The sequence below is a fragment of the Pseudomonas sp. KBS0707 genome, from assembly GCF_005937945.2.
GTDB lineage: Bacteria > Pseudomonadota > Gammaproteobacteria > Pseudomonadales > Pseudomonadaceae > Aquipseudomonas > Aquipseudomonas amygdali.
Window position 1 is genome coordinate 672,909 of record NZ_CP041754.1, and the last position, 14,925, is coordinate 687,833.

General features: G+C 59.6%; 14 protein-coding genes. 10 read left to right on the top strand and 4 right to left on the bottom strand.

Annotated elements, in window-relative coordinates; all coding sequences use genetic code 11:
• The first annotated feature begins 11 nt into the window (after nucleotides 1–11).
• From FFH21_RS03145 to trpE, 9 genes are all read left to right on the top strand, one after another.
• Nucleotides 12–2,024, top strand: a complete 2,013-nt coding sequence (locus FFH21_RS03145) for a histidine kinase (protein ID WP_011167602.1) — start codon at nucleotides 12–14, stop codon at nucleotides 2,022–2,024.
• Nucleotides 2,021–2,650, top strand: coding sequence for a response regulator transcription factor (locus tag FFH21_RS03150; protein ID WP_004660136.1), 630 nt, complete (start codon nucleotides 2,021–2,023; stop codon nucleotides 2,648–2,650). Before FFH21_RS03145 ends, FFH21_RS03150 begins: the two co-directional genes overlap by 4 nt.
• 315 nt (nucleotides 2,651–2,965) lie before the next feature.
• Nucleotides 2,966–4,090, top strand: a complete 1,125-nt coding sequence (locus FFH21_RS03160) for an ABC transporter ATP-binding protein (RefSeq protein ID WP_011167603.1) — start codon at nucleotides 2,966–2,968, stop codon at nucleotides 4,088–4,090.
• 82 nt (nucleotides 4,091–4,172) lie between these two features.
• A complete protein-coding gene (locus FFH21_RS03165; protein ID WP_011167604.1) occupies nucleotides 4,173–5,195 on the top strand; it encodes a polyamine ABC transporter substrate-binding protein in 1,023 nt (340 codons plus the stop codon).
• Nucleotides 5,196–5,272: 77 nt separating this feature from the next.
• Complete coding sequence (locus FFH21_RS03170) at nucleotides 5,273–6,520, top strand: ABC transporter permease (protein ID WP_011167605.1); 1,248 nt, start codon at nucleotides 5,273–5,275, stop codon at nucleotides 6,518–6,520.
• An 11-nt stretch (nucleotides 6,521–6,531) separates the two neighbouring features.
• Entirely contained in the window at nucleotides 6,532–7,353 is an 822-nt protein-coding gene (locus FFH21_RS03175) for an ABC transporter permease (RefSeq protein ID WP_011167606.1), read from the top strand.
• 126 nt (nucleotides 7,354–7,479) lie between these two features.
• Entirely contained in the window at nucleotides 7,480–8,154 is a 675-nt protein-coding gene (rpe, locus tag FFH21_RS03180; RefSeq protein WP_004660148.1) for a ribulose-phosphate 3-epimerase, read from the top strand.
• A complete protein-coding gene (locus FFH21_RS03185) occupies nucleotides 8,151–8,969 on the top strand; it encodes a phosphoglycolate phosphatase (protein ID WP_041924419.1) in 819 nt (272 codons plus the stop codon). Before rpe ends, FFH21_RS03185 begins: the two co-directional genes overlap by 4 nt.
• A gap of 69 nt (nucleotides 8,970–9,038) precedes the next feature.
• The gene (trpE, locus tag FFH21_RS03190) at nucleotides 9,039–10,520 is read left to right on the top strand and encodes an anthranilate synthase component I (RefSeq protein ID WP_011167608.1); all 1,482 of its coding nucleotides are present in this window, start codon (nucleotides 9,039–9,041) and stop codon (nucleotides 10,518–10,520) included.
• Between the two features lie 340 nt (nucleotides 10,521–10,860).
• On the opposite strand, the gene estP is transcribed toward trpE, so the two are convergent.
• From estP to FFH21_RS03215, 4 genes are all read right to left on the bottom strand, one after another.
• Nucleotides 10,861–12,783 carry an esterase EstP gene (gene estP / locus FFH21_RS03200; RefSeq protein ID WP_011167609.1) on the bottom strand — a complete coding sequence of 641 codons (1,923 nt, stop codon included), beginning with the start codon at nucleotides 12,781–12,783 and terminating at the stop codon, nucleotides 10,861–10,863.
• A 105-nt stretch (nucleotides 12,784–12,888) separates the two neighbouring features.
• Nucleotides 12,889–13,131, bottom strand: coding sequence for a pyocin activator PrtN family protein (locus FFH21_RS03205; RefSeq protein ID WP_004643929.1), 243 nt, complete (start codon nucleotides 13,129–13,131; stop codon nucleotides 12,889–12,891).
• Nucleotides 13,132–13,252: 121 nt separating this feature from the next.
• Complete coding sequence (locus tag FFH21_RS03210) at nucleotides 13,253–13,501, bottom strand: DUF1654 domain-containing protein (RefSeq protein ID WP_004642420.1); 249 nt, start codon at nucleotides 13,499–13,501, stop codon at nucleotides 13,253–13,255.
• A gap of 154 nt (nucleotides 13,502–13,655) precedes the next feature.
• Nucleotides 13,656–14,267 (bottom strand): LexA family transcriptional regulator, encoded by a 612-nt coding sequence (locus FFH21_RS03215; protein ID WP_004663805.1) that lies wholly within the window; start codon nucleotides 14,265–14,267, stop codon nucleotides 13,656–13,658.
• Nucleotides 14,268–14,456: 189 nt separating this feature from the next.
• Between FFH21_RS03215 and FFH21_RS03220 the strand changes: the two genes are divergently transcribed.
• Nucleotides 14,457–14,900, top strand: coding sequence for a hypothetical protein (locus tag FFH21_RS03220; protein WP_004642425.1), 444 nt, complete (start codon nucleotides 14,457–14,459; stop codon nucleotides 14,898–14,900).
• The last annotated feature ends 25 nt before the right edge of the window (nucleotides 14,901–14,925 follow it).

The following is a 14,925-nucleotide window of genomic DNA, read 5'->3' on the forward strand; positions in this document are numbered from 1 at the left end:
GCGACACATTGATGATTGGTCTTCTGCGCACCGGCTTTATCGGCTGCCTGGCTTTGCTCTTGATGGTTCAGATGGCGAATACGCAGGCCGACGAGCCACAAACGCCTGAACCTGCGCAGTTGAGTTCAGCACAGCGTAGCTGGCTCGATCAGCATGGCCCATTGCGGGTTGGCCTGGTACTGCGCGCGCCTTACGCCCAGTTCGATCAGCGTTTGCAGCAGTTGTCCGGCGCTAACGTCGACCTGATGAACGCGCTGGCAGCAACGCTGCCGGTCGAGTTGCTGTGGCGGAACTTTCCTGATCAGGCGGCGCTTGAGAAGGCTCTGGCCAATGGTGAAATCGATGTTGCGCCTGGTTTGATGCAGACCCCGGCGGGCCTGCGTCTGTGGTTGTTTTCCGATCCGTATCTGCGTGTTTCGCAACTGTTGATCGGCGAACGTGACGGCAGCACTGCCGTGGACCTCGAGAAACTCGACAGCCTTTCGCGGGTTGCTGTACGCATGCCAGGCCCTGCCGCCGATTACCTGCGCAGCAATTTTCCGCACCTGAACCTGCAAGGCGTGCCGCTGGAGCGTCAGGCGCTGCAATTGTTACTCAGTCAGCAGGCACGGTATGCCGTGGTGGACGAGGCGCAGCTCAGCCGCCTGCTCCGCGAGCCGGAATTTGCCGGGCTGGCGGTAGTGGGGGATATCGGGCTGCCGCAATTGTTGCGCGTGGCTTCACGCCGTGACATGCCGGAGCTGGCCGCCATCGTCAGCGAAGCGTTGCGCGCGATTCCTGCCAAAGAGCTGGAGCAACTGCACGCGCGCTGGATGCCACTCACCCCATCGCATTTCATCGAGTCGACCAAGCTCTGGAAAAACCTGTGCATTCTGCTGCTGATAATGTTGCTGGCCTGTTTCGCCATCGTGATCTGGCAGCGTCGCCAGCAGCAAGCGCAGGAGCAGGAGTTGCTTTGCGCGCGAGAAGAACTCGCCCGTCGCGTCGAGGGGGAGGAGGCGCTGCGTCTGGCGCAATTCTCCATCGACCAGAGCACTGTCGGCATCCTTTGGGTCAATTGGGACAGTCGTGTGCGTTACGCCAACCGGGCGGCGGAATCCATGCTCGGCTACGCGCCGGGACAGGTGGTCGAGCGCCCGTTGATTGATTTCGAGCCCGGTCTGCACATGGACCGCTGGCTCAACCTGTGGAAGAACGCGCGTTCCCGCGAAGACAGCCCGCAGGTGTTTGAGGCCCATTGTCTGCGCGCTGATGGTAGTCTTCTGCCTGCCGATGTCTCGTTGAGCTTCCTGCGCTTTCACGAGGCGGAATACCTGGTGGTGTTTCTCAGCGATGCCAGCGAACGACGCCGTGCGCATGATCAGTTACGTGAATTATCAGCGCACCTGGAAAGCGTGCGTGAAGAAGAGAAGGCGCGTATTGCTCGCGAGGTGCATGACGAGCTGGGGCAGATGCTGACGGTGCTGAAGCTGGAAACATCAATGTGCGAACTGGCCTATGCTGACCTGGACCCCGGCCTTGGTGAGCGACTGGACAGCATGAAGCGTCTCATCGCTCAGCTGTTTCAACTGGTGCGTGATGTTGCCACGGCATTGCGGCCACCGATTCTCGACGCCGGCATTGCGTCGGCTATCGAGTGGCAGGCACGCCGTTTCGAGGCGCGCACGCAAATCCCTTGCCTGGTGCAGGTGCCGGACAACCTCCCGGTGCTTAGCGATGCCAGAGCCACTGGCATGTTCCGGATTCTCCAGGAAGCGCTGACCAACGTCATGCGCCACGCCCAGGCGCACACGGTGGAAATCAGCCTGACGTTGCAGGATGGCATGATGTGCATGAGCATCGCCGATGACGGGCAGGGGTTTGTCGTCGAGTCGGGCAGGGTGGTTTCATTCGGTCTGGTCGGGATGCGCGAGCGGGTGCTGATGCTCGGCGGCAGACTGGAGCTGGACAGCGATGCCGGTGAGGGCACAACCTTGCGCGCCTACATCCCGTTGGACCCCGTCGCACAGGAGCGAAGCCAGTGATTCGTGTTTTGGTAGCCGAAGACCACACCATCGTGCGTGAAGGGATCAAGCAGTTGATCGGTCTGGCCAGAGACCTGCAAGTGGTCGGTGAGGCCAGCAATGGCGAGCAGCTGCTCGAAACCTTGCGTCATGTGGCCTGCGAAGTGGTGTTGCTGGATATTTCCATGCCCGGCGTCAATGGTCTTGAGGCGATTCCGCGAATTCGCGCACTGGCCAGTCCGCCCGCCATTCTGGTGCTGTCGATGCACAATGAAGCACAGATGGCGGCACGTGCGCTGAAAGTCGGCGCCGCAGGTTATGCCACCAAGGACAGCGACCCGGCGCTGCTGCTGACGGCAATTCGTCGGGTAGCGGCAGGCGGGCGCTATATCGACCCGGACCTCGCCGACCGCATGGTCTTTGAAGTGGGCCTGACCGATAGCCGGCCTTTGCACTCATTGTTGTCGGAGCGCGAGTTCTCGGTGTTCGAGCGCTTGGCGCAGGGCGCCAACGTTAACGACATCGCCCAGCAACTGGCACTGAGCAGCAAAACCATCAGTACCCACAAGGCGCGGCTGATGCAGAAAATGAAACTCAACTCACTGGCCGATCTCGTCAAATACGCGATGGAGCACAAACTGCTCTGAGTCTGAAAACGACACTCCAGTTGAGTGTCGGGTCGGTGCCTTACTCACAACTATCGTGCGACGCTCCGCGTCGGCATGCCGTTCTGGACGCTCTGCGTCCTCTTTTGTGACGCAGAGCGTCACGCACTGCATTCCCACGCTGGGGCGTGCGCAACGATCAGGCTCACTCACATACTCAATCGCGCCATCGCTGTAGGGCAATCCCTACCCCCAGCCTTCCAGCCTGCCTAGGCGATTCTCTCCCGGCTGCCGATTTGCGGGGCATTCAGGCTGCTCTAGGCTTGAGCCCACGCAGACAAAACAAAGGTGTGGGTAATGAGCGACGTCGATACAAGCGCTGGAGCAAATGATGTTCTGGTCAGCTTTCGTGGTGTGCAGAAGAGCTACGACGGCGAAGCACTGATCGTCAAAGACCTTAACCTGGATATTCGCAAGGGTGAGTTCCTGACGCTGCTCGGTCCGTCCGGCTCGGGCAAGACCACAAGCCTGATGATGCTGGCCGGTTTCGAGACCCCGACGGCTGGTGAAATCCTCCTCGGCGGGCGCGCCATCAACAACGTGCCGCCGCACAAGCGCGACATCGGCATGGTGTTCCAGAACTACGCATTGTTTCCACACATGACGGTGGCCGAGAACCTGGCGTTCCCGTTGTCAGTGCGTGGCATGAGCAAGACCGATGTTGGCGAGAAAGTTAAAAAGGCGCTGGGCATGGTCCAGCTGGACACCTTTGCACATCGTTACCCGACGCAGTTGTCCGGTGGCCAGCAGCAGCGCGTGGCGCTGGCGCGTGCGCTGGTGTTCGAACCGCAACTGGTGCTGATGGACGAACCGCTCGGCGCGCTCGACAAACAGCTGCGTGAGCACATGCAGATGGAGATCAAGCACCTGCATCAGCGTCTGGGTGTGACCGTGGTCTACGTGACCCACGACCAGGGCGAAGCCCTGACCATGTCCGACCGGGTCGCCGTCTTCCATCAGGGCAAGATCCAGCAGATCGCACCGCCCCGCAGCCTGTACGAAGAGCCGAAGAACACCTTTGTGGCCAATTTCATTGGCGAAAACAACCGGCTGAACGGACTTCTGGTCAGTCAGGATGGCGACCACTGTGTCGTCGAGCTTGAGCGCGGCGAAAAAGTACATGCGCTGGCGATCAACGTCGGCCAGCCTGGCGGCCCGGTGACCCTGTCGATCCGCCCTGAGCGCATCAACCTCAATGGTCGCAGCGAGAATTGTGCAAACCGTTTTTCCGGCCGCGTGGCCGAGTTCATCTACCTGGGCGACCACGTTCGCGTGCGTCTGGAGGTAGCCGGCAAGAACGACTTCTTCGTCAAACAGCCGATTGCTGAACTGGACCCGACGCTCAGCGTGGGCGATGTCGTGCCGATCGGCTGGCAAGTCGAGCACGTCCGCGCGCTCGACCCCTTGCAGCAAGTGCATTGATCTATCAATAAAAGCAATAACAGAGGCGACCTGATCGCCCATCCCAATCGCTTACCAACACTGCTCGTGGAGAAAAGAACCTATGTTGAACACCGCCATCACGTTGGGCCTCATGTGCGCCGCGCAGGCCATGGCAGCCACCGACCTGACCGTCATCTCCTTTGGCGGTGCCAACCAGGCCGCTCAGGAAAAGGCGTTCTACGCGCCGTGGGAAAAGGCCGGTAACGGCAAGATCATCGCCGGTGAATACAACGGTGAGATGGCCAAGGTCAAAACCATGGTCGACACCAAGAGCGTTTCCTGGGACCTGGTAGAAGTCGAATCGCCGGAGCTGGCCCGTGGTTGCGATGAGGACATGTTTGAAGAGCTGGACCCGAAACAGCTGGGCAATGCCGCTGACTTCGTGCCTGGCGCCATCACCACCTGCGGTGCCGGTTTCTTCGTCTGGTCCACCGTGCTGGCCTACAACGCCGACAAGGTCGCCACAGCTCCAAACGGCTGGGCCGATTTCTGGGACACCAAGAAATTCCCGGGCAAGCGCGGTCTGCGTAAAGGCGCCAAGTACACCCTGGAATTCGCCCTGATGGCTGACGGCGTTGCGCCGAAAGACGTTTATAAAGTGCTGGCCAGCAAAGACGGCCAGGACCGCGCGTTCAAGAAGCTCGATGAACTCAAGCCAAACATTCAGTGGTGGGAAGCAGGCGCACAGCCGCCGCAGTACCTCGCTTCCGGTGACGTGGTGATGAGCTCGGCCTACAACGGCCGGATCGCTGCTGTGCAGAAGGAAAGCAACCTCAAGGTCGTGTGGACTGGCGGCGTGTACGACTTCGACGCCTGGGCCATCCCGAAGGGTTCGAAAAACGCCGATGCCGCGAAGAAATTCATCGCCTACATGCTGAGCCCCGAGCAGCAGAAGACCTATTCGCAGAATATCGCCTACGGCTCGGCCAATACCCAGGCGGTCAAGCTGCTGGACAAGGAAACCCTGCAGAACATGCCGACCACGCCTGAGAACATCAAGGATCAGGTGCAGATGGACGTAGCGTTCTGGACCGACAACGGCGAATCCCTTGAGCAGCGTTTCACTGCCTGGGCTGCCAAGTAATCAGGCTGCATCACGTCAGATCCGGGCGCTCTCTGCTGTAGGGAGCGCCCTCTCGTTGAAAGATTCCGGAGTTCGCTATGGCCATCGCCGTGCCCCTGACTGAAGGCGCCAGCCCCAACTTGAAGCAACGTCTCGCTCGCGCCGAGCGGGTCAACCGCTGGAAGGCTCAGGCATTGATCGCTCCGCTGGTGATTTTCCTGCTGTTAGTGTTTTTGGTGCCGATTGCTGCGCTGCTCTATAAGAGTGTCGGCAACCCGGAAGTCGTGACTGCACTGCCGACCACTGTGGTCGAAGTGCAAAAGTGGGATGGAAAAGGGCTGCCGCCCGAGTCGGTCTACAAGGCAATGAGCCTGGACCTGGCCGAAACACGCAAGAATTCCACGCTGGGCGATCTGTCCAAGCGTTTGAACATGGAACTGGCCGGTTATCGCAGCCTGCTGAGCAAGACCGCCCGCGCGCTGCCGTTCAAGACCGAGCCTGCCTCTTATAAAGAAGCGCTCGAAGCACTGGACGAGCGCTGGGGCGCCCCGGCGTACTGGCAGGCGGTACGCCGCAATACCAGCAGTGTTACGCCGTATTACCTGCTGGCGGCCGTCGACCATCGTATCGATGACCTCGGCGAAGTCGCCCCGGCGACCCCGGACCAGGCGATCTATCTGGACATCTTCGCCCGCACGTTCTGGATGGGCCTGGTGATTACCGCGATCTGTCTGGTACTGGCTTATCCGCTGGCCTATCTGCTGGCCAGTCTGCCTGCGCGGCAGAGCAACCTGCTGATGATTCTGGTGCTATTGCCGTTCTGGACCTCGATTCTGGTACGTGTGGCTGCCTGGATCGTGTTGTTGCAGTCGAGCGGTCTGATCAACAGCGCGTTGCTGGCGATGGGCATTATCGACAAGCCGCTGGAACTGGTCTTCAACCGGGTGGGCGTATACATCTCGATGGTTCACATCATGCTGCCGTTCATGATCCTGCCGATCTACAGTGTGATGAAGAACATCTCCCCGACCTACATGCGTGCCGCCATTTCACTTGGCTGCCATCCGTTCACCAGTTTCTGGCGCGTGTACTTCCCACAGACCTACGCCGGGATTGGTGCAGGCTGTCTGCTGGTGTTCATTCTGTCGATCGGCTACTACATCACCCCGGCCTTGCTGGGCAGTCCGAACGACCAGATGGTCAGTTACTTCGTCGCCTTCTATACCAACACCAGCATCAACTGGGGCATGGCCACCGCGCTCGGCGGGTTACTGCTGTTGGCGACCATCGTGCTGTACCTGATTTATAGCTGGCTGGTCGGCGCCAGCCGCCTGCGTCTGAGCTGAGGAGTGTCACCATGTTGAACCCCTACACATCGTCGATTGAACGCATCTGGTATTACGCCTTGCGCATCATCTGTGCGCTGGTACTGCTCTTTCTCGTGTTACCGGTGCTGGTCATCGTGCCGTTGTCGTTCAATTCAGGCAGCTTTCTGGTCTATCCGCTGCAAGGGTTCTCGTTGCAGTGGTATCAGGACTTCTTCAACTCCGCCGAGTGGATGCGTGCGCTGAAGAACAGCATGATCGTCGCCCCGGCCGCGACCCTGCTGGCGATGGGCTTCGGCACGCTGGCGGCGATCGGCCTGACCCGTGGCAACTTTCCCGGCAAGGCGCTGGTCATGGCGCTGGTGATTTCGCCGATGGTGGTGCCAGTGGTTATCGTCGGTGTCGCCAGTTACCTGTTCTTCGCGCCACTGGGCCTGGGCAATAGCTACACCTCGCTGATTCTGGTCCACGCGGTACTGGGCGTGCCGTTCGTGATCATTACCGTGTCGGCCACTTTGCAGGGTTTCAACCACAATCTGGTACGCGCTGCTGCCAGCCTCGGTGCATCGCCGCTGACTGCATTCCGTCGCGTGACCCTGCCATTGATTGCGCCAGGGGTGATTTCCGGTGCGCTGTTCGCCTTCGCGACCTCGTTCGACGAAGTGGTGGTGACGCTGTTCCTCGCCGGGCCGGAGCAGGCGACCTTGCCTCGGCAGATGTTCAGCGGCATTCGCGAAAACCTCAGCCCGACCATCGCTGCCGCCGCGACCTTGCTGATCGGCTTCTCCGTGCTGTTGCTGCTGGTACTGGAGTGGTTACGCGGGCGCAGTGAAAAACTCCGAACGGCTCAATAACCGGGCGCCGCAAGTTTCAAGCTGCCAGCCAAGGCGAATCCATTGGCGTGCAGCTTGAGGCTTACCGCTCCAGGCGAAGCTTGGCGTACAATCCGCGCACCGTGATTCTGCTCAAACAGGTGCGTCATGCAGCCCTTCGTTATTGCCCCATCGATTCTTTCCGCTGACTTCGCCCGTCTGGGCGAGGAAGTCGACAACGTGCTGTCCAGCGGCGCCGACTTTGTCCACTTCGATGTGATGGACAATCACTACGTCCCGAACCTGACCATTGGTCCGATGGTGTGCAGCGCGCTGCGCAAATATGGCGTTACTGCACCGATCGATGTGCATTTGATGGTCAGCCCGGTGGATCGCATCATCGGGGATTTCATCGAGGCCGGTGCCATCTACATTACTTTTCATCCGGAAGCGACTCAGCACATCGACCGTTCGTTGCAACTGATCCGTGAAGGCGGTTGCAAGGCAGGTCTGGTGTTCAACCCGGCCACGCCGTTGAACCTGCTGGAGTACGTGATGGACAAGGTCGACATGATCCTGCTCATGAGCGTCAACCCGGGTTTCGGCGGGCAGAAGTTCATTCCCGGCACGCTCAACAAGCTGCGTGAAGCGCGGGCGTTGATCGATGCTTCGGGCCGTGACATCCGTCTGGAAATCGACGGTGGCGTAAACGTCAACAACATCCGTGAGATCGCAGCGGCAGGTGCTGATACCTTCGTTGCCGGTTCGGCCATTTTCAACGCGCCGGACTACCGGGAAGTGATCGAGAAAATGCGTGCAGAACTGGCAGCATCCCGCGCATGAGCGGCTTTGAGCAGCTGTTTGCAGGCAAGTTGCCCAAGCTGGTCATGTTCGACCTGGACGGGACCCTGGTGGACTCGGTCCCTGATCTGGCAGTAGCGGTGGATACCATGCTGGCTGAACTTGGCCGGCCAATAGCCGGGCTTGAGTCGGTCCGCGCCTGGGTCGGCAATGGCGCACCGGTGCTGGTACGCCGCGCGCTGGCCAACCACCTCGACCACAGTGGCGTCGATGATGAACTGGCTGAGCAGGGTCTGGAGATCTTCATGCGTGCCTACGCTCAGAAGCACGAGTTCACCGTGGTCTACCCCGGCGTGCGTGAAACCCTGAAATGGCTGCAGAAGATGGGCGTCGAAATGGCCCTCATCACCAACAAACCGGAGCGCTTCGTCGCGCCGCTGCTGGATGAGATGAAACTGGGGCGTTTCTTTCGCTGGATCATCGGTGGTGACACCATGCCGCAGAAAAAACCTGACCCTGCCGCGCTGTTTTTTGTAATGAAAATGGCGGGTGTGCCTGCCTCGCAAGCGCTGTTCGTTGGCGATTCGCGCAGTGATGTACAGGCTGCCAAGGCGGCCGGTGTGGCCTGCGTCGCGTTGAGTTATGGCTACAACCATGGGCGGCCGATTGCCGAGGAAAACCCGGCGATGGTCATCGATGATCTGCGCAAACTGATTCCCGGTTGCCTGGACATGGACGCTGAGATACTGTTGCCCGACATCAACAGTCCCTCCTCAAGAGAATCCATCGTGGTGGTCACTCGCAAGCTCTGGATGAAAGTCATCAAGGCCCTGGCCCGCTGGCGTTGGCGCGCCTGACCTGATCCTGGCCGGCCTGCCGGCACGTTTGCCTGACTGACCGTTTTTCCTCAAACCACGAGGTTGCTCATGAACCGTGAAGAATTCCTGCGTTTGGCCGCCGAAGGCTACAACCGCATCCCGCTTGCCCGCGAAACCCTGGCCGACTTCGATACGCCGCTGTCGATCTACCTCAAGCTTGCCGATCAGCCCAACTCCTACTTGCTGGAGTCGGTTCAGGGCGGCGAGAAGTGGGGGCGTTATTCGATCATCGGCCTGCCATGCCGCACCGTGATGCGCGTTCATGGCCATCACGTCAGCGTGACCCACGATGGCGTCGAGATCGAAAGCCTGGATGTCGAAGACCCGCTGGACTTCGTCGAGACCTTCAAGGCGCGTTACAACGTACCGACGATTGCCGGGCTGCCACGCTTCAACGGCGGGCTGGTGGGCTACTTTGGCTACGACTGTGTGCGTTATGTCGAGAAGCGTCTGGCCAACTGCCCGAACCCGGACCCGCTGGGCGTGCCGGATATCCTGTTGATGGTGTCTGACGCGGTCGTGGTGTTCGACAACCTGGCGGGCAAGATGCACGCCATCGTGCTGGTCGATCCGGCGCAGCAGGATGCCTACGCACGTGGCGTCGCGCAGCTCGATGAACTGAAGCACAAGCTGCGTCAGCCGATCACGCCGCGCCGCGGTCTTGATCTGGACCGGCCTCCGGCTGCCGACCCGGTGTTTCGCTCCAGCTTTACTCAGGATGATTACGAGGCTGCGGTCGACACGATCAAGCAGTACATCCTCGCGGGTGACGTCATGCAGGTTGTGCCGTCGCAACGCATGTCCATCGATTTCAAGGCCGCGCCCATCGATCTGTATCGGGCGCTGCGCTGCTTCAACCCGACGCCTTACATGTACTTCTTCAACTTCGGCGACTTCCATGTCGTCGGCAGTTCGCCGGAAGTGCTGGTACGGGTCGAGGACAACCTGATTACGGTGCGTCCAATCGCCGGTACTCGCCCTCGCGGTGCCACCGAAGAGGCCGATCTTGCGCTGGAAGAAGACCTGCTGTCCGATCACAAGGAAATCGCCGAGCACCTGATGCTCATCGATCTGGGCCGTAATGACGTTGGGCGGGTGTCCGAGATCGGTACGGTCAAACTGACCGAGAAGATGGTTATCGAGCGTTATTCCAACGTGATGCACATTGTTTCCAACGTCACCGGTCAATTGAAAAACGGGCTGACGGCAATGGACGCACTGCGGGCGATTCTGCCGGCCGGCACCCTGTCCGGAGCACCGAAGATCCGCGCCATGGAAATCATCGATGAGCTGGAGCCGGTCAAGCGCGGCGTCTATGGCGGGGCAGTCGGTTATCTGGCCTGGAACGGCAACATGGACACGGCGATTGCGATTCGGACTGCGGTAATCAAGAACGGTGAGCTGCATGTACAGGCCGGTGGCGGCATTGTCGCCGACTCCGTGCCAGTGCTGGAATGGGAAGAAACCCTGAACAAACGCCGCGCCATGTTCCGCGCCGTTGCCCTGGCGTCGCAGCCTGCCGAGGGTTGAGCAGGCTTGCTGCTCTGGTAGTTAGATAGCTATCGTTCCTCATGCTCCAGCGTGGAAATGCCTTGGGTGACGCTCCGCGTCATAGATTTGCGCCGCGCCGCAGTTCTCAGGAGAGGACGCGGAGCGTCGCACGATAGCCGAGATTATCGTTGGATCATCGTTCCTCACGCTCCAGCGTGGGAATGCCGTGGGTGACGCTCCGCGTCACAGATTTGCGCCGCGCCGCAGTTCTCAGGATAGGACGCAGAGCGTCCAGAAAGGCATGCGACGCGGAGCGTCGCACGATAGTGAAACCCCGAAAAAGCGCCACGCACGATAGTGAGGCTGCCCAGCGGACTCTCTAGAAACTCATACTCAACGCAACATTCACCCCTTGCTGGGTCACGTCGTCGTTCTTGCGCCAGTTGTAGTTGCCGCGCAGTGTCAGGTCTTGAGTCAGCTTCTGGCTGACGCCCAGCGTTGCCCGGTTCAGGTCGCGTTGCGGTGTGTAACCTTCCAGCGTGAAACCCACTGACTGGACGCTGTTGAGCGCCATGGTCACGTCCTGCTGATCGGTCTCGAACTCCCGTTCATGGGCAACTTCTCCCCATACCTGTGTGCTCGGTGTCACCTGGAACTTGCCCTGCACACCCACGCCTGCACGCCGCGACTTGCGGGTCTGGTCGCTGAAGGTCAGTGCCGTCGAGCGATCACCTTTTTCCGAGTAGCCATCGACATCGATGTGCGCGTAGTCGGCGCTGACAAAAGGCGACAGATGCCAGCGGCTGGAAGCCCCCGCGATGTCGAAGCCGACTCGACCGCTGGCCGCCCACATCTCACCGTCGGTATCGCCTTTTTCCTGACCTTCGCTGACGCCCAGCGCGAACTTGCGCTCGGCATTTTCGTAGTCCAGCTTGCCGCCTGAAACCGCCAGATCACCCCACCAATGGTTGGCCTGATACTGCAGAAACGCGGTGGCGATGTAGCTGTTGAGCTTGTAGTCCGAGTCCTTGGGGCCTGCCTCAAGATTCTGCCGATACGCTCCGGCAACAACGCCAGTGCGCCAGTTTTCGGCAAATCGGTAGCTGCCGCCGATGGTCAGGTTGTAGCCTCTTCCATCAGCATCGGCCGAGCTGTCCTGCGCGTCGAAGTCCATTTTCTGACCACCCGCCGCAAGCACGCTCTGCCACTGGCCGACACCTTGCCAGTTGCCCCAGTCGCTCAGCCACTGCGCGCGAATCTCGTCCTGATGCATCCGCAGCGTGCCATTGGCCATCTCCGGCAAAAGGGTTATTTCCCATGGGGCCGAGAGCAACGAATAGGCGTAGTCGGCCAGCAGTCGTTGTCCGGCTTCCGTCGGGTGGACGCGGTCGTTGAAAAACACTCGGCTCGGATTCGGCGTCGCGCTGGACCTGCCGTTGGCTGCGCTTTCTGTGCAGCTGTCGCCACTGAAGCAGGTACTGACCAGGTTCTCGTTGGGATCGAACCCGAAGCGTGCCGGTTCAGCGAGGACTTCATTGATCAGCAATGGAACATTCAGTGGAATGATCTGCGCATTGATCTGCGCCAGTCGGCTGACCAGTTGCTGATTGAAGCCCGCGCTGAGTGCCGAGGTGGCCGAAGCCAGTGGCGAACCGCTCAAGGCTGGCGTTTTACCGATGTCCGGCAGCAACCAGACCATGATGTAGCGCGCACCGGCCTGTTGCAGGGCTTGCGCGCTGTCAGCCAGCTGATTGGCGGCTTGCGCTGCGCTGCTGGCACTCACCACGCGACCCTGCAGGAAGTCGTTGCCGCCTCCGGTCAGGTAATAAAGCGCATTGGGGTCGGCGCGAAAACCGTTTGCGGGCAGGTAGCCGGTCCGGCTGCGCAGCAGTGTGCCTGTGTTCGGGTCGACAAAGGTGGATTGCGAGTTGATCGACTCAAGAATCTGGTCGGTCCGATAGCCGCTGACTGCCCAGTTATTGCCATCCGAGGCGCCCAACGCAGCATTGACTGGCGACGTGGAGGCCGCCAGATCTCCTGCCGGAACACCGAGCATTCTGCCAATCAGCGTCGATGAGTTCAGATTGAACACTTCACCGCTGCCGTCCTGATACGTGGGGCCGACACGATTGGTGAACCTTAACGTAGAGCCCCTGGGCCCTGCGGTATCCGGAAACTGCCCGGCATCGGCCAGACTGTCACCGAACACCACCATGGTCGAATAGGGCGCGGCAGCAGCGGTGCCGCAGGCAAGCGATAACAGGCAGGCCGCGAAGGGCCAGCGCCTCGATGTCTTGGTCATGAACGGATCCCGATTGTTTTTGTTTTGTACCGGAAACGTAGCAAGATTTTTCATGACTGCAAAGTTCGATGAACATTATCGCGCTACGGCGGTGCTTTTTTGACCTCAGGCTGCCCTGTTGGTCACGATGGCGCTCAGGTATTTGGCCAGGTCATGCAGGTACACGAAGGGGTGACCCTGACGACTGCCGCCTGTGCGGCTGACCTTCAAGTCGATGCGTCCTGCGTTGATCTTGCGCAGCAGATTCCTGTCGTTCGACAGGTGCGAAAAATAACGCTCTCGGACGGCGCTCAGTGAAGGGCACGGCGTGGCGAATTCTTTGCGAAGTTGATCCAGTATTTCGTTCATTCCATGACTCCCTGTGGTTTGCATGTGAGTACTCCCGCGATGGGGTGCAGACAAACAATACGATATGTAGCGCTTCGTGACAATACAGTTTGTATCTTAAATACGATTTGTATTTCTCGTCTCACAGGGAATCGATGTACCAGGACACGCGAGCAGTGCCGTTTTCAGGGTTGCGGGTCACGCTGATACCTTCGGCCTCGCTGATCTGATCCATGATGCGCTCCCAGTGAGCCACCGATTCGCCAGGCTCCCTGATCAGCAGGACCTGATGCTCGATCTGCGCCTTGTCACCGGTGATAGCGTCCTGAATGCGCTGTGCCAAGGCCAGGTAAGCGTCATGTTGCGAGGTGTCGGGGAACTGCTTGAGCATGAGTGAACTCCTTTTTACTGTATGTGCATACAGTAATTGAGGGGTGTTTCTCACGCAAGCTACAAATGTTTCCTACACGGACACCTGCCCGGGACGAAACAGTGGCGCATGAAAAAGCCCCGGTTATCGGGGCTTGGACGTGGCATGCCGGGGGTCAGAGACGCATCGTCATCTGCCTGATGACACCGATCAGTTTGCACTCCTCGGTCACCGCAAGGGTCGGGTAGGCGGGGTTCAACGGCTTGAGAAAGTAGCGTCCGGCGTCTTCGACCAGTTTTTTGAACGTGGCCTCGTTACTTTCCGGCAGTTTGGCGATGACCAGCTTGCCGGCAGTGGGCTCGATTCCGGTGTCGACCAGAATCAACATGCCTTCAGGAATGCTCTGGCCTGCGGGTGCGGTCATCGAATCGCCACGGACCACCAGCCAGAAGGCTTTGCCCTTGGCTTTATAGTCGCTGATCTCGAAGGTGTCCGAATAGCCAGCAGGGTAGGGCTCGACGGCTTCACTCCAGCCACCGGCCTCTACCCAGCTGATGACCGGATAGCGATAGAAACGCGAGGGCTGCACCGTGGGCTCCACGTTGTGCATGCCGGGCTCGCTGGCCGGAATGGAGGTGGTGAGAATCGGCAGGCCGAGCTCGGTCAGGAACCGATTGATAACCTCGATCTTCGGCTCACGCTTGCCATTCAGCCAATGCCCTACCGCGCCGGGCGTCACGCCCATCCGCTCAGCCATCTCTTCCTGGCTGATCTGCTGGGTTTCCATGACCTGTCTTGCGACTTCATACCATTTTCTGTTCATGCGTCGAATCATACAGGCTGTAGGGTGTTGAGCAATATACATAATGTAATGCTTCGTTGTTTCATAAAAATACAAAATGTATTGTAAGGCCTTGGTTCTGCGCAGCGAAAGACGTTGCGCAGCGTTTCAGAAAGGTCCTACAGGAGAGACACGATGATCGAGAAAATAGAAGCCGTGATGCAGCATTGGGGGGAACAGCGCATGCGCATTGGCCTGGGCGGCGGACTGAGCAGCCCGATGGCCGGGATCATGGAGTGGGGCGCGTACATTCCGCGTCGCACACCCGGCTCGCGCGCACTGGTGGGTAATGGCAGCGGCCTGGACTATATAAGCAGCGAAGTCGAGGCGGCTGTGGCGCAGCTTTCGCGCAGCCCTGCAAAGAGCCGCGGGCCTGAACTGGCGCAACTGGCGACATTGCGTTATGTCGAGTCGTTGCCGGTGCGCGAGCAGATGCGTCTGGTGGGCATCAATGAAGGCGCAGACCGCACCTATCGCAACTGGATCAACAAGCTTCACCAGCAAGTGCTGGCAATTCTCGCTGAGCGCAGCGCTTCCAGAAGCAACAACGCCGTCGCCAACAAAGCTGCACAGGGCTGAACGAAGACACGGTTTTACGCCGTTT